This is a genomic window from Nesterenkonia alba DSM 19423, from assembly GCF_000421745.1.
Classification (GTDB): domain Bacteria; phylum Actinomycetota; class Actinomycetes; order Actinomycetales; family Micrococcaceae; genus Nesterenkonia; species Nesterenkonia alba.
The window spans coordinates 1-24,645 of record NZ_ATXP01000019.1; the positions used below are offsets into that span (position 1 = coordinate 1).

Sequence of the window (24,645 nt, forward strand, 5' to 3'; positions counted from 1 at the left end):
CTGAAGTACGAACGGCTCTACCTGGACGAGATCGACGACGCGATCGTGCTCGCCGAGCGGGCCGAGGACTACCGGATCGAGTACAACGAGCTCCGGCCCCACGAGGCCATCTCATGGAACCGGCCCAAGGAGGTGCACCTGGGCCTGGCCGACCCCACCACCCCGACATTCAAAACCAAGGAAATCCTGCCAACTACTTGACGCGGGACAGAAGTATGACTACAATCACCACCGGCGGCACTCCTCACTGGGCTACCAACCCCCAGCGGCCTACGCCGCAGCCTGCCGCCACACAAGAGAAGATCAACCCCCGCAGCTCACATAAGAACTGGACCTAACACCGGGGGCATTCCAGATTTCGTAACGTAAATGTAACTTGCAACACATGGAATCGATACGTTTAGCCCTCTAGGCTATGTGACATTGCACCACTTGAGGAGGAATCTGTGACCGAAGGATCTGGGCCCCTTGTTCCGGGGCCGTATGCACGAAGGCGTCCGCTGGACAAAGCAGCGGTAGTTGTTACTGGAGGGATCTACAAGAAATGGGTGCAGAGGAATATCTCTGCCACTCTCCCGCATGCCTTCGAGCAGTTGGAAATCTCAGGAACCATGGATAATTTCCGCCGGCTACTCGGTGAGAGTCCGGCGTCGTTTAGGGGGTTGCCCTTCCAGGATTCCGATGTCTATAAAACATTGGAGGGCGCTGCCTGGTCCCTGAGCTTCGGAGAAAACCCCGTCATCCGAGAGTGGTTCGAGCGAACAGTTGAGCTGGTAGGACGAGTTCAGCAGCCTGATGGCTATATCAACACCAACTTTCAACGAGCAGACCGAGAGCAGGAGCCTTGGAGTGATCTCACGAATGGGCATGAACTTTATTGCCTAGGGCACCTTCTCCAGGCTGGCATTGCGGCTCATCGGTCGATAGGCGATCAGGCTCTGTTGGAAATCGGCCGGAGATTCGCGGATTTGGTCGTTGATCGTTTCGGCGGGGACTCCCCTGCCACCTGTGGCCATCCCGAGATCGAAACAGCGATGATTGAGCTCTACCGGGAGACCGGGGATTCCAAGTACCTGGATCTGGCGCAACGGTTTATCGAGCGTCGGGGCAATGGATTCATTGGTGAGGGCATGTTCGGGCCGCAGTACTACCAAGACGATATGGGCGTGCGAGAGACCCGTATCATGCGTGGTCACGCGGTGCGGGCCCTTTACCTGAACGCCGGTGTCACTGATTTATACCTGGAAACCGGCGACACTGAACTCCTTGACGTCATGAAAGCTCAGTGGAACGACATGACGCGGTACCGGATGTACATCACAGGAGGCACTGGTTCCCGTCACCGGGACGAAGCCTTCGGTGATGCGTACGAGCTGCCTAGTGAGCGAGCATACGCCGAAACCTGTGCTGGTATCGCTCTTATGCATTGGGCCTGGCGAATGCACTTAGCCACCGGTGAGCCCGGATATCTCGATGAGTATGAGCGGTGCCTTTATAACGTGGTCTCGGCCGGGGTTTCCGACGACGGCACTCACTTCTTCTACAGCAACCCCCTGCAACGCCGCCGGGATCACGGTGCCTCACAGCAAGAGTCAGCAGGCAATCGCCTTCCCTGGTTCTCCTGCGCTTGTTGCCCACCTAATGTGACACGGACCTTTAGCTCGATTGACAGTTATCTCGCCTCTACGTCCGAGGAAGATATCGCAGTAACGACCTACGCAACCGCTCAGCTTGCTTTCGAGGGTGTCACCCTGGAGATGGTGACGGATTATCCCGCGGCGGGAGAGGTCAGTATTACGGTGACAGGCGAGAGTTCCCGAGACCTGAAGTTGCGTATTCCGCAGTGGGCAGACATTTCAGAAGTCCGTTTGCGCCGTAATGGCATCGCGACGGACATTGTTGTCGAATCTGGATGGGTGCGCTTAGAGGGGGCCCTCACGGATGGGAATCTTCTCCAGCTGGATTTACCCCTGGAGCCGAAACTAGTCGTGGGTCATCCTGAGATCGATGCCGTTCGCGGTGCAACCGCTGTGGTACGTGGGCCTGTCGTTTACTGCGCCGAGCAAAGGGACAACATTTCTCCGATAGACGCTGCGCTCTTCAGAGCCGGAACCCGCATTCTTGAGCACGACAAAGCTGAACTGGGACCGGTGTCTGCTGCGCTAGGGCCCCGTCTGAGAAGCCAGGCCTATGTTCGCGTTGAAACCGCTGACAACATTCCCCTCTACTACGAGTACAGCAACGACAACCCCGTGGTCGGGACAGGTGAGGTCATCCTTCGTCCCTACGCCAGCTGGGGTAACGGGGAGCCGGACTCCATGCGGGTCTGGTTGCCCGTAGCAGAACGCCACCCCCCTACTGTCCAATAACACCTCTCGCACCCCTCAAAAGGAGACTCAGATGAGAACCCCTAGGAACATTTTTGCTTCAATCAGCGCAGCCGGATTGCTGCTCCTCACAGCCTGCGGTGATGGAGGTGACGAGGAAACTCCAGAGTCGATGACCCTGTGGGCTCGTGGGGTAGCCGAGGATCAGGCATTCCTTGAGGCGCTCATCGAGGCGTACGAGGACGAAACCGGCATCGCGATCGAAGCGACGTTCATTCCTCAGGAGCAATTTGTCCAGAACTTCGGTACTGCGGCTGCGACGGGAGATGGTCCCGATATTGCTTTGGTGGATGTGGCGTACATGCCGTATTTCGCCTCTACTGGCACTTTAGATCCCCTCACGGAGCAGATCCAAGGCCTCGACTATTCGGAAGAGCTCGCCCCTTCTATGTTGGAGGCTGGCACATGGGATGACGAGGTGTATGGCGTCCCGTTCTATCTCGATGTTTCGATGCTCTACTGGAATAAAGACCTGTTTGAAGAAGCTGGTCTCGATCCTGAAGCTCCGCCAGCAGATTGGAACGAATTCGCTGATGCTGCAAATGCGATTTCAGATCTCAGTGATGATGTCAATGGATTTTATGTCTCCGGTGCCTGTGGTGGGTGTATGACGTTCCACATCTTCCCGTTCATCTGGGCATCTGGAGGAGATGTCATGGAAGGAGAAGATGAGGCCACCAGGCCTACCCTCGATGATCCTGTAGTCACCGAAACCTATGAGTTTCTCCAAGAACTATGGGATGACGGTGTCATGCCCAACGGTGCACAAACAGACTCCGGGACGAATTACGGCGGTGGGTTCGGTGCGGGTGACCTCGGGATGACGATGCTGGGTTCGTGGAATATCTCTCAACTGCTGACCGATGAAGTTGACATCGACTTCGGAGTCGCGGGGATGCCCGGTCGAAATGGTGAAGATCCCGTGTCTTTCATTGGGGGAGATTCCATTACTGTCCCCGCTGACTCAGACTACCCAGAGGCGGCTTTCGACTTTATCGAATGGATCACCGGTGAAGATGCCGTCGAGATCATGGTGGACTACAACGTCATGCCTTCGCGCATGGACCTCATCGAAGAGCTCATGGTGCCCATTGATGAGCGCTATCAGGCCTTTGCCGACGCCGTAGCCACAGGGCAGACACCCCAAAACGTGGACCAGAACGCCATTTACATGGATGCCACCAGCCCCATGATGACGCTGAACGAGGCCATCTTCACGGGCGCTGATATCGAGGCTGCTCAGGAGTCTGCACAGACCAGTGCCGAAGGTATCGCCGGCGAGTAACGCCTGCGACCCCAAGAAACCGAGATCGGCTGTGCTATCGGTACAGCCCGCAAAGGATGTGGTCCCTATGGCCCTCGGCGCACCTGCCGTGATTCCCAAACCTCACACCTCTATGAGACACCCTCGCAAGGCGCGTTCCCTGAGTCGCCAAGATTCCGTGTTCGGGCTGCTGATGGTGGCGCCCGTGCTGGTCTACACCGGAATTTTCTTCGGGATTCCCACCTTGCTGATGGTTTGGATGTCGCTTCATGACTGGCCCTTGCTGGGAGATCCAACCTTCGTGGGGATGGGGAACTTTTCAACGGCGTTTGCCGATCCCGTCTTCCGCCACGCGGTGGTCTTCTCACTCGGCTATGCCCTCGTACAGACGCCGCTAGTGGTGGCGCTTGCTCTGCTGATGGCTTCCCTTGTCCGTCGACAAAGTAAAGGTTCCGCGCTGTTCAGGATTATTTACCTGATGCCATACGTCATGGGGTTCGGTTCGTCTGCCTTCCTTTGGTATTGGATGGTCGATGACAGAACCGGAGCGGTCAAAGCGGTCTTGTTGGCTGTGGGGATTAATGTCAACCAGTCGGCCTGGCTGAGTGAATTTATCCCCGGCGTCATCGTGGTCATCACCTTGACCATCTGGAAGACCGTTGGCTTCTTCATGCTGTTGATGATGTCGGGCATGCAGTCCATCAGTGATGAGGTCTACGAAGCTGCCACCCTGGATGGAGCTAACAAGGTCAAGCAGTTCTTTTTTATTACGCTGCCCCTACTCCGGCCTACTCTCGTGATGGTCTTTATCTTTGCCATCACGTGGGGAGTACTGGTTTTCGACCAGTTCTACATCCTGACCTCAGGCCGTCCGGATAACCGAACGGTGTCCGTGGTGCACTGGATCTTCACGAACTCATTCGTCCGGTTTGACCTCGGTTACGGAGCGGCGCTCTCCGTCCTCGTAGTTCTTGGCCTGGCGGCCATCACCTATGTCCAACTGAAGATGCTGCGCAACCCGGAGGACTGATGATGAAACGCTTATCTCTGAGCAATGTTTCCTGGTGGGTGGTCTGCTCCGCACTGGCGATCATCATCCTTTTCCCCATCATCGTGGTGCTGCTCGCCTCGTTCAAAACCATTGGGGAACTCAACACATATCCTCCGACGATCTGGCCCAACGAGGTGACTCTGCGCAACTATGTCGACCTCGACAGCACCTCAGCCAATGTCTGGCGCTCGGCGTGGAACTCCACTGTGGTCACTCTCGGTACGGTGGCGCTTTCTTTAGTGCTAGCGACGCTGGCCGGGTATGGTTTCGCCCGCTTTAAGTTTCGAGGCGACGGGATCGCCTTCCTCGTCGTGCTGGCTACCATGATGATGCCCTTTCAGGCGTTGCTGACACCGCTGTTTGTGGTCCTGCAGAGTATGGGGCTTATTGACTCGCTAGTGGGTTTGGTGCTCATTTACACCATGTACGTACTTCCGTTCACGATCTTCGTGATGCGTAACTCGATGTCCGTGGTCCCGCAGGCCCTCATTGACGCCGCTACAGTCGATGGCGTGAGCCGATTGCGGATCCTAGGAACAGTGATGTTGCCGCTGTGTTGGCCGGGCGTCGTGTCTGCCACATTGTTTGCTGCTTTCATGGCCTGGAATGAGTTCCTCGGAGCACTCATCCTGCTCTCCAGTCAGGAGAATTTCACGCTTCCGGTCATTCTCACGACGCTACAAACTGGTCGGTACGGTCAGATTGACTGGGGCATCCTTAATGCCGGCGTTGTAGTCACCATGGTTCCCTGTTTGCTGCTTTACCTGGCGCTGCAGAGGTACTACGTCAGTGGCCTGCTCAGTGGATCGATCCGATAATGCTGTTTTGACGAGGGCCTCTATCTCGGCGGTTGGCGCCGGTCAGTGTCACTCCTGTACCCCATGGGGCACAATGGACTACGACGTCGATTATCCACTGAGAGGGTCCAAACAGCATATGGCCAGGGCCGAAGCTTCCGCGCTTCCCAGCAATGTGCCCGATATGGGGCGTTTAGTGGAACGCACAAGTCTCCGAGAGCGAGTCACACAGATCCTCCGGGAGGCGATGGTCGCTGGCGAGCTGGAACCCGGGGCGATCTACTCGGCCCCCACCATCGCGGAGAAGTTGGGTGTCTCCCCCACTCCAGTGCGAGAAGCCATGATGGAGTTAGAGCGCGAAGGGTTGGTCACAGCGCTGCGCCACCGTGGATATCGCATCAAAGAACTCTCGGATCAAACCTTGGAGCAGATCCTCGCCGTGCGAGCTCTCATTGAAGTCCCCACCGTGGGACGCGTGGCTGAAGTGGCCACTGCCAAGGACGTCGACGCGCTCCGACCCGTAGCAGATGAACTGGACCGCACTGCCGCGGAAGGCGAGTTCCAAGCCTTCATCGCCGCAGATATGACCTTCCACCTGAATCTTCTTTCCATCGCAGGCAATGATGTACTCGTTGAAGAAGTTCGCCGCCTGCGGAGCTTAAGTCGGCTCTATGGACTCCGTGAACTCAAGGAATCACCGATCCTTCGGGAAACAGCACACGAACACCACCTGATTTTGGATCGGGTTGAAGTCCACGATCAACGAGGAGCAGAAGACCTGATGGCTCAGCACCTCGGACACGTTCGGGGCGTGTGGGCCGGGCGACCTGAAGCCTAAATGTCTCAGACGTAACTGTCTTGTGACGATCGTGTTAAATCATCTTGAGGCCTTCTTTAATGCCTAGGTGCCAGGTAACATGTTACGTGTCACCTGCTGCCCAGAGATTTGAGGAACTCCCAGATGAGTACGTCCTGGCGTCTCGCCGTCGATGTCGGCGGTACTTTCATCGACTACATCCTCTTGGATGAAGAAACCGGTGAAATCTACATCGACAAGCAACCCTCTACTGCCCAATCCCTCGTGGATGAGTTCATGACAGGCTTAGAGCGTCTGCCCGCTAAAGTCGAAGACCTTTCCATGTTTATTCATGGAACGACGGTGGCGATCAATACGCTGGTTCAAGAGCGCGGAGCGAAAACAGGACTGCTCACCACTGAAGGATTTCGGGATGTTCTGGAGTTAGGCCGTGCTGGTCGCCCAGAAATTTATGACCTGAGATATCTGCCAGCCGAGCCCCTTGTCCCGCGTTATCTGCGCAGAGAGATTCCCGGTCGCCTGGGCGCTGATGGGCGCGAAGAGACTCCGCTGGATATGCACGCGGTGGCCACCGAGGTGGACTACCTGGTCACACACGGTGTGGAAGCCATCGCTATCTGCTTGCTGCACTCGTATGCCAACCCTGCCCATGAACAGCAGATCGCGAACTACGTCCGTGAGCGGCACCCTGAACTTGCCGTGAGCGTGTCGAATGAACTCGTCCGCGAATGGCGAGAGTTCGAACGGACTTCCACCACGGTCATCAACGGCTACACCCAGCCTCTCTTCAGCAACTATGCCAGGAGTATCGATGAGCGCGTACGCAACGCCGGATACCAAAACGAAATCGCGTTCATGCGCTCCAACGGTGGCGTGATGACGATCGGCGCTGCCGGGGAGAAACCAGTCGAGACCCTCGGTTCAGGGCCAGCCGGCGGTGTTATCGGTGCCCGAGCTCTCTCGGAATACACCGGCCGTAAGAACATCGTCTGCGCCGATGTGGGAGGAACCACGTATGACGTGGCGCTCATTCACGACGGTGAGATCGTTGAGCGCTCCGATACAGACATCGCCGGTCGACCCGTGATGGGCTCTGTCATCGACATCATCTCCGTTGGTGCCGGTGGAGGGTCTATCGCTTCGATCGACCCGGACTCCGGCAGCCTTAAAGTGGGGCCGGAATCGGCCGGTGCGCACCCCGGGCCGGCTTGCTTCGGTAAAGGCGGCACTCGGCCGGCTGTCACCGACGCCCAGGTGATTCTGGGATTGCTGGATCCACAGCGCTTCCTGGGCGGTCGAATGGTTCTCGATAAGAACAAATCCGAGGCGGCGATCCGGGAACATCTCGGTCAAACCGGTGATGTGGTCCAGCTGGCTGCCGGGATCATGACGATTGCCCAGACGAACATGGCTAACGCCATTCGAGTCATCACCACCGAACGCGGGTTGGACCCCAAAGATTTCGCCATGTTGTCCTTCGGCGGTGGAGGAGGACTCTTCGCCGCCGGAGTGGCTGAGGAACTGGGTATGGACACGGTGATCGTGCCACAAGCAGCTGCCGGCTTCTCCGCCTGGGGCATGTTGACCGCCGATTACCGGGAAGACGCTGTGCGAACAGTCGTCACCAACGTCACCACGCGGGATTTCCCGGAGATCAGCAAGAACTTCCGCAGTTTGGAACAGGAAGCACGTACCGGCCTCATCGGCTACGGATTCCCCGATGAGGCCTTAGAGGTCGCCTACTCCGCAGACGTCCGTTATGCCGGTCAAGATCGGACGATCACCACTCCTTTGAAGGCCGAATGGCTCGAAGGCGAGGCAGACGAACTGCTCGGGGGCCTCGCCGCTGAATTCACCCGAAGGCACCGTCAGCGCTACGGACACGGGGAAGAGACTGCAGCCATCCAGATTGTGACGATGCGGTGCCGAGCCATCGCGCCCGTGCAGCGGCCCCGACCCAAAGGCAGTTTCAGCACCGAAGGTGCGCAAGCAGTCTCGCACCGCCCGATTTGGTTCGAAGAGACAGGGTGGGCCGAGCAGGTCCCCGTCTACGAACGCGACACCATGACGGCTGCAGACACTTTGGCTGGCCCCTGTGTGGTCGATGAATGGACCACCACGGTGATCGTTCCCCCCAACTGGACGGCCGCCCTGGACGACATCGGAAACCTTGTACTCACCTATGCAAAGGCGGAAGCACAGTGAATGCATCACAGGAGTCAACGGCGGATCTCACAGGCGGCCTGAATGAGGTCGACGTCGTCAAGGCGGAGATCACCAGAAACGCCATGAAGTCAGCAGCACTAGAGATGAATAACACCCTGGTGCGCAGTGCTTATAACCCCCTCATCTTCGACGTGAAGGACTTTGGCGTCGGGGTGATGTCAGCCAAGGGAGACCTCTGGGCGGATGCGCCAGGACTGCCGGTCTTCACCGGGGTGCTGCCAGCAAGCGTGAAGTCGGGATTAGCCAAGTGGGGAGAGGACCAGATTCACGACGGAGACGTCTTCGTGGTCAACAGCCCATACCTCAATGGGACCCATATCTCCGACACCGCTGTCTACATGCCGGTCTTCTACGAGGGCAAGCTTGTTGCCTTCACCGGCTCCATGGCCCACTGGGCAGACGTTGGAGGTATGAGCCCCGGTGGATGGACCGTCAACTCCACTGAGATATATCAAGAGGGAATCTCCTTCACGCATCAACGACTGAACATTGCAGGGAAGCCAAACAAGGACATTCTCGACCTCATTGAGAACAACATGCGGGTTCCCAGCATCGTCCTGGGCGACATGCATGCTCAGATCGCGACCGCCCGAACCGGAGCCGAACGTGTGAAGGCACTATGCGACCGCTACAGCGCTGAAGAAGTCACCCGATTGATGGACCACGTGCTGGCGAGCACCGAACGCTCACTGCGCGCCAAGATTGCCGCCATGCCGGATGGACAACGGCAAACATCGTTCCGGTTCGACTTCAACGGTGTGGATCGACAGCACGTCGACCACGTGGTGATGACCACCACAGTGCAAGGAGATCGCATCACCGTCGACTTCACCGGCACCAGCGACCAGTCTCCAGGTCCCATCAATGCCGGTGCAGAAGCCTCAGCCGGTTCAGTGGCGGAAGCCCTTAAAGGGATTCTGGATCCCCACGGCACCGCGAATCAGGCTCACCTGACGGTGGCTGACATCGTGTGGCCCGACTCCCCGAGTCTGGTCAACCCCCAGAAACCAGCACCCTGCGACTCATACGGCTATCTGATGACCGGCATCGTGGAGTCCATGCAGCTATCCCTGGCGGACCTGGCACCAGACAAGGTCCGTGCCGGGGGCTACCAAATGGTGGCGAACTACATTATGTCGACCACCTCGGAGACCGAGAACTCATATGTCTTCGCTGAACCCATCCAGGGTGGGCACGGCGCCTATCCCGGCCGGGACGGCGGCTGCATGATGTTCGTCACCGATGGTGACGCCTCAAACACCCCCATCGAAGTGATCGAGCAACGCTACCCCGTGGAATGTGAAGAATTCTCCCTCAACCACGATGTTTCCGGGGCAGGCGAGTTCAGAGGCGGAGCCGGCGTCACCCGCTCCATGCGCGTGAAACAAACCAACACCATGATTAAAACCGCACAAGAGAACACTTTGGACACCCTGGCCAAAGGAGTCGACGGCGGACACGATGGTGGCCCCACCTCTGTGGAACTGCAATTCAGCGATGGTTCAGTCAGCCACGAGAAGGAACGGATCAGCGATATGCCCGTTCCCGTGGGCACGCTCCTCATCACCCGCACCGGTGGAGGTGGAGGCTACGGCGATCCGAAGAAACGAGACCCTCAGCGGGTGGCGGAGGATCTCCGCGACGGCCGTATCACCCTCCGCGAGGCCACCGATGTATACGGCGTGGCGCTGACGCAAGGCTCACTGCCAGACATCTGGGAGGTGGACCTGTCCAGAACTGCAGAACTTCGGGCGGAATAGCTTCCCCCACACCTAGGTGAGCGGCAGGCTCTGACCGCGCTCACATCGCTCGCATCCGAGGAGAACATCATGAAAACGCACCCATTCGGGACAGGCAGACTCAAGTGTGCCGCCGGAATCGTCGTCGCAGGTCTTGTGCTCAGTGCCTGCGCGGCAGAAGAACCGACTGCCGCCGATGGCGGCACCAACGGAGACAGTGAAACAACGCAGTCCGATGGAACACTGAACGTCGGGATGGCTGTGGCCCCCACAACGATCGACCCGGCTTCAGCGTGCACGCTCGACGACAACCAGCTGGCCTACCAGCTGTATGCGCAGTTGCTCGAGTACGGTACCCAGACCAACGATGACGGGGTCAGCGAAGTAGACCCCACCACCGTGGAGCCGTACCTCGCCCACGACTGGGAGGTCAATGACGACGCGGATGTCTACACCTTCTACCTCGAGGAAGGGTGGACCTTCCCCTCCGGTGAGCCGGTAGACGCCGAAGCTGTGAAGTACTCGATGGAACGAACCAACGCCATCAACGGCTGTGGTGCTGCGATCATCAACAACCTCTACACCGAGCCCTTCCTCATCGAAGAAATCGTGGTGGTCGATGACCACACCGTCGAGTTCAACCTCTCCCGGTCAGATGTGGATTTCCCACTGGCGATGGCCACAGCTTCGGCCTCCATCGTGGATCCTTCCCTCGTGGAGGAGAACGGGGGAGTCGAAGACAACACCCCCAACGAGTGGATGGACTCCAATGAGGCCGGTTCCGGTCCTTTCCGCCTCGAAAGCTATGAGCCAGGGAACCAAGCCGTGCTCGTGGCCGATGAGAACTTCCAGGGTGAGGCCCCGGGCAGCGAACAGATCAACGTCTCGTGGATCGACTCCGATTCGGCCATGACCCTGCAGTTGCAAAACGGGGACATCGACATCGCCATGGGTCTGACCAAGAACTCAGCTGCTTCATTTGAAGATGAAGAAGGCTTTGAGCTTGCCGCGAATGTGGCCACGGCCAATATGCAGCTGCTGACCCCCATGGACACCGAACCGTGGGACGACGTGCTGGTCCGTGAAGCAGTCACTCATGCCATCCCTTACGAGGACATTCTCGACAACGTTCTCCAGGGCTACGGAGAGCTCTACTACGGTCCGATTCAGCCCACGATGCCCGGGTTTGACGAGAGTTTGTCAGCACCACGGGATTACGACCCGGACTACGCTCAAGAGCTCATCGACGAGTCCGGTCTCGACACCCCGGTCACCGTGGATCTGGACATCATCTCCGGTAACCCCACCCACGAGGATCTCGGCACCATCATTCAAGGGGCGCTGTCTGAAATCGGCATCGAGGTCAACGTCAACGCCCTCAGCGAATCCGCGTGGAACGACGCCGTCTACAACGGCACCACCCAGATGGCGCTGAGACTGGATGGACCAGCAATCTTCAGCGCCGGGTACTACCTGCAGTACGACGAGTACTGCTCATCACCACACAACACCGGACGGGTGTGTGTGGAAGGTAACGAGGAACTGCTGGATTCTGCACGGTCAGCAACAGACGAGGACGAGCGGGACGAGTACCTGTCCCAGCTCACGGAGAACTGGATCGAAGAATCACCGAAGACGATTCTCTACCTCGACGCCAATGCCGTGGTGCACCGTGAAGGTGTGCACTACCACTACGACATGGTGACCAATATGCGCGACTGGGCACCTGCCGAGTAGTCCCGCACCCCATCAGCAGCGTCGGGACCGTGTATGACGACGCCGAAAAACTCGTAATACACGGTCCCGACATGCTCATCTCACGACTCCAGCCAGAGGACCCACACGATGGCCGAAGCAGCCGCAGTTGAGAAAGCCGCCACCACAGCGGCGAAACAAAAACCCGACAAAAGGCCCGCCCGCGACTGGCAGCTCATCAGCGCGGTGGTGCTGGTGGTGCTCTTGCTGGCCATGGCAGTCAGCGGACTGTCCATGCAAGACACCGTGAACCGCATCGATGTGGCCAATACTCTGCAGACTCCAGGACCGGGTCACTGGTTCGGCACCGATGGTCAGGGTCGGGACGTCTTCGCACGCGTGGCCTACGGTACGTGGATTGCTGTGAGTTCAGGGTTTATCGCAGTAGCGGCCGGCGGAGGCGGAGGCCTTCTGGTGGCGCTGCTCTGCGGCCTGGGCCCGCGCTGGCTCGACATTGTTCTCATGCGCATCTGTGATGCCATTCTGGCGTTCCCGCAGTTCCTCTTAGCACTGGCGATCACGATGGCTTTCGGCGCCGGACTGCAGACCGCCATCGTGGGCATCATCATCACGATCATCCCGGTGTTTGCCCGCACACTGCGCGGTGAAGCACGCCGGGCGACCACAGAGCCCTTCGTCGAAGCAGCCCGCACCATCGGTCTGTCCACCCCGCATATTGCCGTGCGGCACGTTATCCCGTACCTCTCGACCACCTTCATTGTTCAGGCGGCAGCTAACTTCGGAAACACCATCATCCTGCTCTCCGCGCTGAGTTTTATCGGCATGGGAGCCCAGCCTCCCACCGCCGAATGGGGAGCCATGATTACCGACGGCATGGCTTATGTGCTCACAGGGAACTGGTGGATCGGCCTCTTCCCCGGACTGGCGCTGGTGCTGCTGGTGCTCGCCGTGAACCTCCTGGCTGATCGACTGCCCTCCCTCCTGGCGAGGAAAGGAGGCAAGAACTGATGCTTCGCTCCATGATGGAACGGCTAGGAAGCGTCATCATTACGCTGCTGCTGGCCTCGATCGTTTCGTTCGTCATCCTCCGAGCAGTTCCCGGCGACCCGGCCCGCACGGTGGTCGGCCCGCTGGCTTCCGACGACGCGGTAGCGGCTGTGCGACAGCAGCTGGGGCTCGACGACCCTCTCCCTGTGCAGTATTGGAACTACATTACGCAGTTCCTCTCCGGGGACTGGGGGTACTCATACTCCAACGGTGCTGATGTCGCCACAGTGATCGCCGCCAGAATGCCAGCCACTCTTGAACTCGCTTTCTTCGCTTTCCTCATTGCGGTCATTGCCGCACTGGTGATTGCCACCGTGGCGAGCTACCGGCGGGGAGTGTTCGGGATTGTCTCCAAACTGCTGGCGATTATCGGGCTGGGTACCCCGCCCTTCTGGCTCGGCCTGATGCTGATTATTGTCTTCTCACTGGGACTGGGTCTGCTGCCCGGACCGTCAGGACGACTGGCAGGTTTCCTTGAGCCGCCACCGCAGATCACCGGTTTCTACACCATTGACGCACTGTTTGCCGGTGATTTCACAGCATTCAGCGATGCGCTGGCCCGACTGATTCTTCCTGCCTGCGCACTGGCTGTGGTCCCCGGAGCATTCCTGGTGAGACTGTTGGTGGCGAATCAATCAGAAGTCATGCAGGCACCCTTTGTCACCGTCGTCAGGGCCAAAGGCGTCTCCCGGTGGATCACGCACTTACGGCACGTGGTTCACAACGCCTTACTGCCGACCATTGGGTCGGCGGGAGTCATCCTTGCCACCCTGATTACCGGCAGTGTCATGGTGGAGACCATCTACGACTGGCCAGGCATTGGATCCACGCTGGTGAACGGAATCCAGAGACAAGACTTCGCCGTGGTTCAAGCGTTCATTCTGCTCTCTGCCTTCTTATACGTCTTAGCCAACCTGGCGGCAGACCTGCTGCTGGAACTCGTGGACCCGCGGCTGCGCGTGCGGGCAGGAGGAGTGCGAGCATGAACGCTGAGCAATTAGCTTTGGATATTCAACACCTGAAGATCTCCTACGGACCGGTCGAAGTGATCCGGGGTGTCGACATCCAGGTACAGCCCGGAGAGAAAATCGGCATCGTGGGTGAATCCGGTTCGGGAAAGTCCACAGTGGCTCTCGGCGTGATGGGGCTGCTCGCCGAAGGGGGCCGCATCACAGACGGTTCGATCTCCATCGCGGGTAAGCCGGTGAACTACGAGGACGAGAAACGTCTCAACGCCATGCGCGGCAAAGATGTCTCCCTTGTTTTTCAAGATCCGCTCAGCTCCTTAGACCCGGTCAAATCCATTGGGAATCAGATCGCTGAGGCCATTCGATGGCACAACCCCCGCATGTCACGCCGTGAAATCCGGGACAGAGCGATCCAACTCCTCACCGCCGTGGGTGTCCCGGACCCCGCCGGGAAACTCAGCCAGTACCCGCACGAGTACTCGGGGGGAATGCGCCAACGAGTCCTCATCGCCATCGCCATAGCGAATGATCCCGCAGTACTCATCGCCGATGAACCCACGACGGCTCTCGATGTCACGACCCAGGCACAGGTCATGGAGCTGCTGGACTCACTGGTGGAACGCCTAGGCATTGCGGTGGTTCTGGTCACCCATGACATCGGCGTCGTCGCCGAGTTCTGCGACCGGGTACTGGTGATGTACTCCGGGCGCGTGGTGGAACAGGTCAGGGTGGAGGATATCTTCGATCGGGCCGCTCACCCCTACACAGCCGCCTTATTGGACTCCCTGCCCAGCCGCGCGGCTGAAGCCCACGGGGAACTGAAGTGGATTCCGGGCTCGCCTCCACCCATGACTGACGTGCCCCCCGGTTGTGCTTTTGCCCCACGGTGTCACTGGGCGGTGGAGGAGTGCAGCGTCCAGCCCGCTGCCCGGGTCATTGATGCGCAGAAGCTCCACACGGCGGAGTGCCACCGAGCAGAAGAAGTCCAGGCCGCCTCGCGACAGGCCGGCGGAGAGAAAGAGGCTGCACATGCCTAAAGTGAGTCACGCCCACGCCGAGACAGAACCCGCTGATGCTGCGCCGCTGCTCGACGTCGCCCACCTGCATCACAGTTACTCACGGCGCGGTGGTGCCGGTTACGACGTCCTCAAAGACGTCAGCTTCCAGATTTTTCCGGGGCAGTCGGTGGGAGTGGTGGGCGAATCCGGGTGCGGTAAGTCGACCCTGGCTCGTGCCATCCTCCGGCTGATCTCTCCACACGCTGGCAGTATCCGTCTGGGCGAGACCGACCTGGTGAGACTCAGCGGCCGGGCCCTACGCCACGAACGCAGACGACTTCAGATGGTCTTTCAGGATCCCTTCGGCTCTCTCGACCCGCGTATGACAGTCCAACAGCTGGTCGAACAACCTCTGCACGTCCACCACATCGGTGAGAAGAAAGACCGGCGCAGCCGGGCAGCGAACATGCTGGCTGATCTAGGCCTGGGGGAGACCTTCTTAGACCGGCTGCCCAAACAGCTCTCCGGTGGTCAACGCCAACGCGTGGCGATCGCACGGGCACTAGTTCTGGACCCGGAACTGACAGTGCTCGATGAACCCATTTCCGCCTTGGACGTCTCCGTGCAGGCACAGGTGCTCACTCTGCTGAGAGAGGAGCAACGGAAACTGGGTACCACCTACCTGTTCATCGCTCACGACCTGGCCGCTGCAGAGTATTTCTGCGACACGATCTTGGTCCTCTACCTCGGGCAGATCGTGGAATCTGGGCCGGCCACCCAGGTGTTCACCGACCCCCAACACCCCTACTCCGCCTCCCTCATCTCAGCGGCCCCTGACCCCCGTCCGGCGGGAAAGCGCCGCGAACGCATTGTGCTGCGGGGAGAACCGCAAGCCCAGCGGCCTGAACGGGGCTGTCCCTTTGCTCCTCGGTGCCCGGTGGGCTTCGAACGGGAGAAGTGCCGCAGCGAAGTCCCTGACCTCACGCCCACCGACGACGGACGCCGTGTGGCCTGTCACTACCCGGGAGAACTGAGCATATGAACGATGTGTGGCTGATTGGTGGCCAGATATTTGACGCGACCGGACGAGCCCCTTACCGGGCTGACCTTCGGATCAGCAACGGCCGTATTGCCGACATTGTCGAGCACGACGACGTCGTCGACACCTCAGGGACGACCCATACCGCGAACGCCCCGGTCACCCGGTATGACATCACCGGTTGTACCGTTCTGCCGGGCCTCATTGACGCCCATGCCCATGTGGGCATCCTTCGCTTAAGCGGGCAGAACGAGGTGCCTGCGCCGGTGCAGGCCGCCCAGGTGTTCGCCAATCTGGCCACCAGTCTGGAGCAGGGTTTCACCACTCTGCGCGACTTAGGCGGCGTCGACGGTGGTCTGGTCGCCGCAGTGGAGGAAGGCTACATCCCGGGGCCACGGCTTCTGCCCAGCGGTCGCATTCTCTCCCAAACAGCAGGACACGGAGACTTACGGCGGCGGTTCTCCTCACAGTGTTGCAATCCCGGTACCGGGGCCGAGGGGATCGCGCTGCCCATGCACATCGTCGACGGGGTCTCCGAGGCGCTACGGGCCGCCCGGGACCAGTTTCGCCGAGGTGCCACCCAGATCAAGGTGTTCGCCTCCGGTGGTGTCCTCTCCGAAGGTGACCCCTTGGAATCTCCGCAGTTCAGTGAGGAGGAACTCCGCGCGATTGTCAGTGTGGCTGAAGACCGGGACAGTTATGTCACCGCCCACGCGCATACGGTGCGTGGCATTCAGCGCGGGATTCGAGCCGGTGTCACCTGCTTTGAACACGGCACGATCCTGGACGAAGAGACAGTCCACATGCTGGCTGCCTCCGGTGCCGTCGTTGTGGGAACCCAGACAGTCGCCGAAATCATGAGGGTCGCCCCGGAGTCCCTCGGCATTCCCGAGGCGTGGTTAGAGGACGCTGCGCGCGTGCGGGAGAAAATGGCCGAGTCCCTCACCATGCTGTACGAAGCCGGCGTTCCCGTCGGGGCTGGAGCCGATCTGGTGGGAACTGACCAGACTCAGCGGGGGTGGGAAATTGCCCTACGAGCCGACATCGTCGATGCCCAGCGAGCCATCGAATCGTCTACTCGAGTCAACGCGGAGATTCTCGGTATCGCTGACGACGTCGGCACCGTCGAGGGGGGAAAGATCGCTGACCTGGTGGTTGTGGACTTCGACCCGGTGCAGCGCGTGCACCTCTTTAAGGAGCAGCGCCCCCACCTCGTCTTCCAAGCAGGAGACCTCGTCTCCCGCGATGGAACGCTGGTCACCGCATGACGGCAGCTCGGATGGATGCCTCCGCACTCCCCTACGTAACAGCCGATCAGGTGCGCCAGCAGCTTTCTGCAGACCGGGCACGCGAACTGATCGAATCGGCTCTGCGCAGCGGATTCGATCCCGCTGAGGACGCTGCCCGTGTCCATGTTCCCGCCGGTTCCGGACACCTGCTGTTGATGCCCTCCTCCCTGGGGTCTTCTGTCGGAGTGAAGATCGCTTCAGTCGCTCCGGGCAATCCCGCCCGAGGACTGCCCCGCATCCAGGCGGTCTACCTGCTGTTAGACGCTGAAACGTTGACCCCGCGGGCGCTGTTGGATGGCTCGGTCCTCACCGCGCTACGCACTCCGGCGACCACGGCGGTCGCCGGTGACCGGCTCTGCTCTCCCGACGCCCACCGCATGGTGGTGTTCGGTAGCGGACCTCAGGCCGTGGAGCACACGGTGGCGATGAGCCGGATCCGCGCCTTGGAGGACATCCGCCTCATCGGCAGGAATCCGGAGCGCACCCGCCCGGCCATCGAAGAACTCGCCCACCGGGGCCTTGATGCCACTTGGGGACAGCCGGAGGATGTCGGTCAGGCCGAGATCATCATCTGTGCCACATCCTCAGCGGAGCCGTTGTTCGACCACCGCCTGGTGAAGGATGGAGCTTTCGTCGCCGCGATCGGCTCCCACGAACCGGACCGGCGGGAACTTCCGGGAGAGCTGCTGCACCGATCCCTGGTCATTGTGGAGGACCGGGGTACGGCATTCCGTGAAGCCGGCGACGTCGTCCTCGCCGCTAAGGAGGGACATCTCGCCCAGAGCAGTCCCAACCTGTACTCTCTGGCCGAGTTGGTGGCCGCAGAGATCGTGCGCGCTGAGGACCGGCCCAACGTCTTTAAAGGTACGGGGATGTCGTGGCAGGATCTGGCAGTGGTCGCCGGCCTTGAGGTGTGAGCCACCTATTCGGAGAGCTCTTCGGTGACCTCCTCAGCCGCCGCGCGCAGCAGCCGGCCACGTTTGATGTGCATCCAGAGGGCACCAGCCACCCACAATTGGGTCACTGCCGCCAGCACGATCACACCGGCCACTGTGGCGCCGTCGAACACCAGCATCAGCCCCACTGCCACGGTGGCTAGGGCCAGGATCGGCATCAGCAAGTAGGCGACGAACCCCAGCAGCACCGCCTGCGTGAAACCTTCCTGGGCGGAGTCGCTTTGCAGTTCAGGTTTGTCCGTCATACACGGCCTTCCTTCCGGCGGTAGGTGTCAAAGCGATAACGCACACCGGTCTCTGAGGTATCCCACCCCTCGCCCTGCGCACTGCCGACCCACTCCCACTGGTCAGGATCCAGTTCTGGAGCGAAAGTGTCCCCCTCGGTGTCGACGTCGATCGTCGTCACTGAGGCGATCTGAGCCAAGCCCTGCTGCACCGTCTCGGCGTAGACTGCGCCCCCGCCCATAATCCACACCACCTGGCCTGGCTGGAGGTGCTCAGCGGCCAGCTCGACAGCTTCTGGTAGGGAACGGGCAGGCAGTGCACCTTCGGCACCTAAGCCAGTGGCGGCGTCGTGCTGGGAGCTCAGCACAATATTGACTCGTCCTGGCAGCGGGCGGAACCGTTCTGGCAGGGATTCCCAGGTCGCCCGGCCCATAATGACCGGGGCACCGGAGGTGACCTGTTTGAAGTAGGCAAGATCCTCCGGCACATGCCAGGGCATCTGCCCATCCCGGCCGATGACCCGCTGCGGGGTTTGCGCCCAGATGAGCCCGACGACGGGGCGAGGGGTCTGTGCGCCAGGGCGGGTCATCTCAGACCGCCACCTGCGCCTTGATCGTGGGGTGGTGCTGGTAGTTGAGCACCTCGAAGTCGGAGTAGTCGTAGTCGAAGATCGACTCCGGCCGGCGGCGGATGCGCAACTGCGGGTAAGGGTAGGGATCCCGGCTCAGCTGTTCGGTGACCTGCTCGAGGTGATTGTCATAGATATGACAGTCCCCGCCAGTCCAAATGAACTCGCCCGGCTGCAGTCCGGTCTGCTGGGCCAGCATGAGGGTCAGCAGCGAGTAGCTGGCGATGTTGAAGGGAACGCCTAAGAACATATCCGCGCTGCGTTGATACAGCTGGCAGGAGAGCCGGCCCTCGGCCACATAGAACTGGAACAGCAGGTGGCAGGGAGGTAAGGCCATGTGGTCCAGCTCCCCGACGTTCCAGGCGGAGACGATATGCCGGCGAGAATCCGGGCGGGTGCGCAGTTGCTCCACCAACTGGGCGATCTGGTCGATAGAGCCGCCATCGGGAGTCGGCCACGAGCGCCACTGAACACCGTAGACCGGGCCGAGGTCGCCGTCGTCGTCGGCCCACTCGTTCCAGATCCGCACTCCGTGCTCCTGTAACCACCGGACATTCGAATCTCCACGCAGGAACCACAGCAGCTCATAGGCCACAGACTTAAAGTGCACCCGCTTGGTGGTGATGAGGGGGAACGATTCGCCGAGGTCGTAACGGATCTGCCGGCCGAAGACACTACGGGTTCCGGTTCCAGTGCGGTCGGACTTCTGTGCACCGTGATGGAGCACATCGGCCAGGAGATCTTCATACGGAGTGGGGATGCCAGTCACGGGCACATCCTACCGAGCCGGTGGGAGATGGTCGGCCCTCGGCTAGTCCGCCGCGCTGAAACCATTCCTAGGCAAGGAGCGCCTGGTGCTTACGGTACTCCGGATACCGGGCCAGGTAACGGTCAATATAGGTACATTCGGAGGTGAAGCGTTGACCCTGTTCGGCCAGCCGGTCTAGCAACAAGGTGACCAGGGCGCGAGCATAACCGCGGCGGCCAAAGCGCTCATTGACGATGGTGTGCATGAGCCGGACCACCGGTTCCCCGGCGATGATCTCTTCGGAGTAACCGATGAAGCCGATAAAAGTGCGCTGGCCCTCCACGATGTCCCACAGCTCCGCCCGGCAGCGGTCCTCGTCGATGTGCAGCTCCGCGTTGGGGTGCACATTCTTCTGCTGCTCAGCCATACCCCCACAATACCGCGCTGCGTGAGATGTATCACGCAATCGGGGGTGGGGTCCACAAAAGGGCGGAGGAGCTCTTTGTCTCCACAGGTGTCACGAGGGAAGGGTGGGTCAATCGTCGAAGGGCTCGTACACCTCGAAGGCGATGATTTCCCCACTCCGGTCTGCCGCCTGGTGTGCGACGACGACCGCACCTGGTGCCAGGAACGGATCCTCCTCCGGCAAGGTATCGGTGATCTCAGAGGGCACCGCCCACTGGGCCAGGGTGTTGAGCACAATGGGCAGCACCGGACGGTGGGTGCAGACCAGCGAGGGCGCAACCCACTCCAGAGCCTTGCGGACCCGGCGGGCCGTCTTCCCCGGATCCTGGCGGGCCCGCTTCTCGTTGAGGCTTTTGCGGTACTTGATGCGGTGCCGGTGTTTCTTCACATACGGCGCGATGGTCTCTGCGCAGCGCTTCCACGGGGAGCAGTGCAACTGCCGGGGCCGCCAGGCGGTGAGTAGTCGCTCGATGGACTTGGCCTGGCGTTTGCCGGTGGCGGCTAGCGGGCGTTCGGACTCCGGTTTGGACCAGGAAGACCGCGGCTTGGCCTTGGCATGGCGGAGCACAATAAACGGCACAGTGCGTAGCCGGCGCTCTTCGTGGAGCCGTTCCACCTCGTCCAGGGGGGCAAGGTCCCCAGGGTTGCTCAGCAGCTGGCGGGCTTCGGCGGGAGTGACCCAGCGGACGTCGTCGGTCTCTTCACCGTCAGGTTTCGGTTTGCCGCTGAGCGGTTCGGCGGCCCAGTACCAGACCTCCTTGCTCTGGGTGCGGCCTTCCCGGGTGACCTCGTAGCGGGTGATGGGCAGCGGCATGCCGAGCCGGACTTTGAGCCGGACTTCTTCGGCGACCTCCCGCACTGCGCATTCGGGGAGGGTTTCATCCTCGTCGAGCTTGCCCTTGGGGAAAGACCAGTCGTCATAGCGGGGGCGGTGGATAACCAGCACCTGCAACTGCCCTTTGTGCAGCCGCCAGCACACCGCCCCGGCGGCGAGCACCTCAGCGGTGGTTCCCAGGTCGGCGAAAGACTGTGTCCGCCGCCGCGGAACCGGGGGTGCGGGGTGGGTTTCGCTCACGAGGGCAAGATACCAGGACTCATCATGGCTGTGCTCAGAGTCACGCTGACTGGTGGAGGCGGCCCGGCCTCAGCCAGCTGGCTCGGCGGTGGGCTCCACGATGGGTGCGTACTGGGTGTCCGCCTTCCACACGGTGAACCCGAGCTTCTCGTAGAGCCGCACCGCTGGAGTGTTGCTGGCGTCGACGTAGAGGATCACATCGTCCACCCCCCGGTTGCGCAGGTGTTCGATCCCCGCGGCCGTGAGTGACCGGCCCAGCCCGGTTCCCTGGGCAGAGGGTACGACGCCGACCACGTATACCTCTCCGTGGCGGGTGTGGTTCCCTGCCTCGCCGGGTTGTAGGGGGTGGATCTTGGTCCAATGGAATCCGAGGATTTCTCCGTCCTCGACGCGTTCAGCCAGCAGGAACCCGTCGGCGTCGAACCACTCTTCAGACATCCGGGACTGCAGATCGGGCAGGGTGATCCGACCCTGTTCGGGATGGTCGGCGAAGGCGGCGGCATTGGCGGCCAGCCAAGCCTGTTCATCTTCACCGGGGCGGAAGCTGCGCAGCCGCACTCCCGCGGGCAACTGACCAGAACCGACGGCCTCAGGATCGTGAAGCCGCATCACCCACAGTTCACGCATCGGCGCCCATTTGAAGCGTTCGGCCAGGGCCGCGGCCCCGGGATGGTTGCCATGCGCCCAGGCACGCAAGACGGTGCCAGGGGCGGTGGCCAGCGGTTCAGCGGCGAGACGTTCGGCCAGCGCGGTGGCCAGGCCCTGGTTGCGGTGCTCGGGGTGGACGGCAAGCTCAACCACAGTGGGTGCGTCTTCACCGGTGGTCACCACAGCCGCGGCGACCAGCTCCCCCTCGCTGCGTACCGTGGCGACCAACGGAGGGGTCGACGTCGTCTCCGCCGTCCGCAGAGCCGCAGCGGTCTGATCGGAGAACGGTGGTGCGCCATCGGCGCTCTGGGCGGCCTGGCCCAGAGCCAGCACCTCCTCGACCAGTTCGGTGGAGGGAATCGCCTCGGTGAGCTCGATCTCGCAGCGTAGATCACCACTGTGCATATCACCCATATCCCCACTGTACCGAGCCGTACTGAGCCCTCCCGAGGAGTCTTCACATCCGAGGAGGGGCCCTTAGTCCTCCTGCGGAGCCCTTACTCCAGGCCCTCGGGGGAGAGGGCGGTCACCGGTGACGGGGAGCACTGGTCGCGTGGCCCGTGGGCAGCCCGGGTTAGGAGGCGTCGTCGGGCTCTTCTGTCCCGGTGGAGGGTTCGATCCCTTCCACCAGCAACCGGTAGCCCACATTACGGACGGTGCTGATGAGTGATTCGTACTCTGGGCCCAGTTTGGAACGCAGCCGCCGGATGTGCACATCCACGGTGCGGGTGCCGCCGAAATAGTCGTAGCCCCATACTTCGTGGAGTAGCCGGTCACGGGTGAAGACCTGCCCGGGGTTCAGGGCGAGGTGCTTCAGCAGCTCGAACTCCTTGTACGTCAGGTTGAGCAGCTTGCCGTGGATGGTGGCCATGTAGGTGGTTTCGTCGATCACGATGGCTCCGGCGCGGATCTCTCCGGTGGAGGGAATGTCTTCAGCTTCCACCGCGGCCATGCGGATACGTGCGTCGACCTCTCCGGGACTGGCGTCAGAGAGGATGAAGTCATCGGCCTGCCAGGCGTCGTTGAGTGTGGGTAATCCCGCCTCGGTGACGATGGCGATGACAGGCGAGAGCACCGAGGACTTCACCAGCTGACACAGGGAGCGAGCATGCGCCAGGTCCTGGCGGGCGTCGACCAGGGTGACGTCCACCTGCGGGGCGCGAACAATGCTGGAGGCATCGGCGGGAAAGGCGCGCAGCCGGTGGTTGAGCAGTTCCAAGGAGGGCAGCACGTCGTCCGGCGCGTCAGAGAGCAGCAGGACCTGCGCCATCTCTTTGTCCTCTCCTCATGTGGGCGTGCACACGGACCAATCGCTGAGACTACCTGCACTGCGAGCGAGGCGGAATAAACACCATCCACCATTTCCGCAATGCGAAAAATCGGCCCTGCGATTCCCGTTGAGTATACGTGGTGGCCTACCTGCCACTGGCGGGGCTGTTCACCGGCTGGGCGCAGGGCTCTGGCAGGATGGAGCCTGATGAAGTATCTGCCCGTCGTCGCCGCTGCCGCTAGTGCCTCGGTGCTGCTTGCGGTCACCTCCTGGGTGGGGGTGATGGCATTGACTGCCGCGGTGTGCCTGCTGTGCGTGGTGGTGGCGCTGGGGTGGCCGCAGCTGATGGGGGTCACCGCGCGGAAGTCGCTCTCCGTGGTGATCCTCACCGCCGGGATTGTGGCCGCGGTCGGGGCGGCGGTGGTGGAACGGGTCCAATCCCTGTTCTTCTGGTCCACTGTGGCGCTGGCTTTCGGGGTGATGGTGGTCTTTGTCCTGCAGGTATTGCGTGGCAGTGACCGGCCCTACCGGCTGGAGTCCACCCTGGGTGCCTGCGCCGGGGTCGTGGTGACCACGACGGCGGCCGGCTGGGTGGCCGGGCTGCGGTACCCCGCGAGCCTGGCTGGCACAGAGGATGACGCCGGGGTGGCCCTGCTGCGGGTGCGTGGGCTGTTGCCGTACGAAGACTTCGCGCTGCTGGCGGTGACCGGCCAGGGTGGGGAAATCTCCGTGGTGGGGTTGGCCGCTCTGGCGCTGCTGGCCGGGACCGTGGCGGCCTGTTTGCCGTGGCGTGACGCTGTGGTGCTCCCGGTGGTGGTTGTGGTCACCTGTGCTGCCTCGGTGGGAGCCGCTGTGCTGTGGGGCGAGGTGACCTTGCTCTTCGCCGGGGTGCTGGGGCTGGCTGCGGGTGCTCTGATGGCCAGCTTCCGACGCTTCGTGGTTCTGCATGGGCCTCCGGAGGGGGTGTTGTCAGCCCTGGCGGTCGGGACGGCCCCGATCGCGGCGATGGGTGGACTGGTGTACTTCACCGAACGTCTGCTGTTTATGTGACCGGACGGCTGTCCGGCAGATGTGAAAAGCAGCCATGCATGGTGGATGCCCCGCGGTGGTGGTGGTCTGGTTGCGGGGCGCCTCACCGGGTGGCTGCGTTGTCGTAGACTGGATCGCATGACGGACGCACAGCTTCTCGCGCTGGAGATCTTCTTCATCGGCCTGCTGGTGACGGTGAGTGTCATCATCGCCTACATCGCCTATGTGGTGGTCTCCCGCCTGTACAAGGGTCAGCGCTGATC

The 24,645-nt window shown here is 61.0% G+C and carries 24 protein-coding genes and 1 pseudogene; 18 read left to right on the forward strand and 7 right to left on the reverse strand.

Annotated elements, in window-relative coordinates; all coding sequences use genetic code 11:
- The 16 genes and pseudogenes from H578_RS14975 to H578_RS0111230 form a co-directional block, all read left to right on the forward strand.
- Positions 1 to 201 (forward strand): annotated as a pseudogene (locus H578_RS14975) (transposase); the annotation flags it as partial.
- Between the two features lie 14 nt (positions 202 to 215).
- Positions 216 to 338 (forward strand): hypothetical protein, encoded by a 123-nt coding sequence (locus H578_RS16705; RefSeq protein ID WP_281163356.1) that lies wholly within the window; start codon positions 216 to 218, stop codon positions 336 to 338.
- Positions 339 to 446: 108 nt separating this feature from the next.
- Positions 447 to 2,369 (forward strand): glycoside hydrolase family 127 protein, encoded by a 1,923-nt coding sequence (locus H578_RS0111165; RefSeq protein ID WP_022873764.1) that lies wholly within the window; start codon positions 447 to 449, stop codon positions 2,367 to 2,369.
- A gap of 31 nt (positions 2,370 to 2,400) precedes the next feature.
- Positions 2,401 to 3,672, forward strand: coding sequence for an ABC transporter substrate-binding protein (locus tag H578_RS0111170; protein ID WP_084710214.1), 1,272 nt, complete (start codon positions 2,401 to 2,403; stop codon positions 3,670 to 3,672).
- A 67-nt stretch (positions 3,673 to 3,739) separates the two neighbouring features.
- A complete protein-coding gene (locus tag H578_RS0111175) occupies positions 3,740 to 4,681 on the forward strand; it encodes a carbohydrate ABC transporter permease (RefSeq protein WP_022873766.1) in 942 nt (313 codons plus the stop codon).
- Positions 4,681 to 5,520, forward strand: a complete 840-nt coding sequence (locus H578_RS0111180) for a carbohydrate ABC transporter permease (protein WP_022873767.1) — start codon at positions 4,681 to 4,683, stop codon at positions 5,518 to 5,520. Before H578_RS0111175 ends, H578_RS0111180 begins: the two co-directional genes overlap by 1 nt.
- A 163-nt stretch (positions 5,521 to 5,683) precedes the next feature.
- Positions 5,684 to 6,337, forward strand: coding sequence for a GntR family transcriptional regulator (locus H578_RS0111185; RefSeq protein WP_022873768.1), 654 nt, complete (start codon positions 5,684 to 5,686; stop codon positions 6,335 to 6,337).
- Positions 6,338 to 6,460: 123 nt separating this feature from the next.
- Positions 6,461 to 8,521, forward strand: a complete 2,061-nt coding sequence (locus tag H578_RS0111190) for a hydantoinase/oxoprolinase family protein (protein ID WP_022873769.1) — start codon at positions 6,461 to 6,463, stop codon at positions 8,519 to 8,521.
- Complete coding sequence (locus tag H578_RS0111195) at positions 8,518 to 10,302, forward strand: hydantoinase B/oxoprolinase family protein (protein WP_022873770.1); 1,785 nt, start codon at positions 8,518 to 8,520, stop codon at positions 10,300 to 10,302. Before H578_RS0111190 ends, H578_RS0111195 begins: the two co-directional genes overlap by 4 nt.
- Before the next feature lie 69 nt (positions 10,303 to 10,371).
- Positions 10,372 to 12,018 (forward strand): ABC transporter substrate-binding protein, encoded by a 1,647-nt coding sequence (locus tag H578_RS14980; protein ID WP_022873771.1) that lies wholly within the window; start codon positions 10,372 to 10,374, stop codon positions 12,016 to 12,018.
- Between the two features lie 108 nt (positions 12,019 to 12,126).
- Complete coding sequence (locus tag H578_RS14985) at positions 12,127 to 13,005, forward strand: ABC transporter permease (protein ID WP_022873772.1); 879 nt, start codon at positions 12,127 to 12,129, stop codon at positions 13,003 to 13,005.
- Complete coding sequence (locus H578_RS0111210) at positions 13,005 to 14,030, forward strand: ABC transporter permease (RefSeq protein ID WP_022873773.1); 1,026 nt, start codon at positions 13,005 to 13,007, stop codon at positions 14,028 to 14,030. Before H578_RS14985 ends, H578_RS0111210 begins: the two co-directional genes overlap by 1 nt.
- Positions 14,027 to 15,049: an ABC transporter ATP-binding protein gene (locus tag H578_RS14990; protein ID WP_051130877.1), complete on the forward strand. Its 1,023-nt coding sequence runs from the start codon at positions 14,027 to 14,029 to the stop codon at positions 15,047 to 15,049. Before H578_RS0111210 ends, H578_RS14990 begins: the two co-directional genes overlap by 4 nt.
- Entirely contained in the window at positions 15,042 to 16,052 is a 1,011-nt protein-coding gene (locus H578_RS0111220) for an ABC transporter ATP-binding protein (RefSeq protein ID WP_051130878.1), read from the forward strand. Before H578_RS14990 ends, H578_RS0111220 begins: the two co-directional genes overlap by 8 nt.
- Positions 16,049 to 17,317, forward strand: coding sequence for a metal-dependent hydrolase family protein (locus tag H578_RS0111225; protein ID WP_022873774.1), 1,269 nt, complete (start codon positions 16,049 to 16,051; stop codon positions 17,315 to 17,317). The genes H578_RS0111220 and H578_RS0111225 overlap by 4 nt, the downstream gene beginning before the upstream one ends.
- Complete coding sequence (locus H578_RS0111230; RefSeq protein ID WP_022873775.1) at positions 17,314 to 18,255, forward strand: ornithine cyclodeaminase family protein; 942 nt, start codon at positions 17,314 to 17,316, stop codon at positions 18,253 to 18,255. Before H578_RS0111225 ends, H578_RS0111230 begins: the two co-directional genes overlap by 4 nt.
- Before the next feature lie 5 nt (positions 18,256 to 18,260).
- Here the strand turns inward: H578_RS0111230 and H578_RS14995 are convergent, their stop codons facing one another.
- The 7 genes from H578_RS14995 to H578_RS0111265 all read right to left on the reverse strand — a co-directional run bounded on the left by H578_RS14995 (position 18,261) and on the right by H578_RS0111265 (position 23,353).
- Positions 18,261 to 18,539, reverse strand: coding sequence for an NF038396 family protein (locus H578_RS14995; RefSeq protein WP_022873776.1), 279 nt, complete (start codon positions 18,537 to 18,539; stop codon positions 18,261 to 18,263).
- Complete coding sequence (locus tag H578_RS15000; protein ID WP_022873777.1) at positions 18,536 to 19,108, reverse strand: dihydrofolate reductase; 573 nt, start codon at positions 19,106 to 19,108, stop codon at positions 18,536 to 18,538. Before H578_RS15000 ends, H578_RS14995 begins: the two co-directional genes overlap by 4 nt.
- 1 nt (position 19,109) lies before the next feature.
- Positions 19,110 to 19,916 (reverse strand): thymidylate synthase, encoded by an 807-nt coding sequence (locus H578_RS0111245; RefSeq protein WP_022873778.1) that lies wholly within the window; start codon positions 19,914 to 19,916, stop codon positions 19,110 to 19,112.
- 67 nt (positions 19,917 to 19,983) lie between these two features.
- Positions 19,984 to 20,322: a GNAT family N-acetyltransferase gene (locus tag H578_RS0111250; RefSeq protein WP_022873779.1), complete on the reverse strand. Its 339-nt coding sequence runs from the start codon at positions 20,320 to 20,322 to the stop codon at positions 19,984 to 19,986.
- A gap of 108 nt (positions 20,323 to 20,430) precedes the next feature.
- The gene (locus tag H578_RS0111255) at positions 20,431 to 21,435 is read right to left on the reverse strand and encodes an NUDIX hydrolase (protein ID WP_022873780.1); all 1,005 of its coding nucleotides are present in this window, start codon (positions 21,433 to 21,435) and stop codon (positions 20,431 to 20,433) included.
- A gap of 69 nt (positions 21,436 to 21,504) precedes the next feature.
- Positions 21,505 to 22,488 (reverse strand): mycothiol synthase, encoded by a 984-nt coding sequence (gene mshD, locus H578_RS0111260; protein ID WP_051130882.1) that lies wholly within the window; start codon positions 22,486 to 22,488, stop codon positions 21,505 to 21,507.
- Positions 22,489 to 22,657: 169 nt separating this feature from the next.
- Entirely contained in the window at positions 22,658 to 23,353 is a 696-nt protein-coding gene (locus H578_RS0111265) for a winged helix-turn-helix transcriptional regulator (RefSeq protein ID WP_022873782.1), read from the reverse strand.
- Between the two features lie 207 nt (positions 23,354 to 23,560).
- Here H578_RS0111265 and H578_RS0111270 point away from each other — a divergent pair, with 207 nt between their 5' ends.
- Together H578_RS0111270 and H578_RS16710 are read left to right on the forward strand one after the other, a co-directional pair.
- Positions 23,561 to 24,403: a hypothetical protein gene (locus tag H578_RS0111270; protein WP_022873783.1), complete on the forward strand. Its 843-nt coding sequence runs from the start codon at positions 23,561 to 23,563 to the stop codon at positions 24,401 to 24,403.
- 117 nt (positions 24,404 to 24,520) lie between these two features.
- Positions 24,521 to 24,643 (forward strand): hypothetical protein, encoded by a 123-nt coding sequence (locus H578_RS16710; protein ID WP_022873784.1) that lies wholly within the window; start codon positions 24,521 to 24,523, stop codon positions 24,641 to 24,643.
- The last annotated feature ends 2 nt before the right edge of the window (positions 24,644 to 24,645 follow it).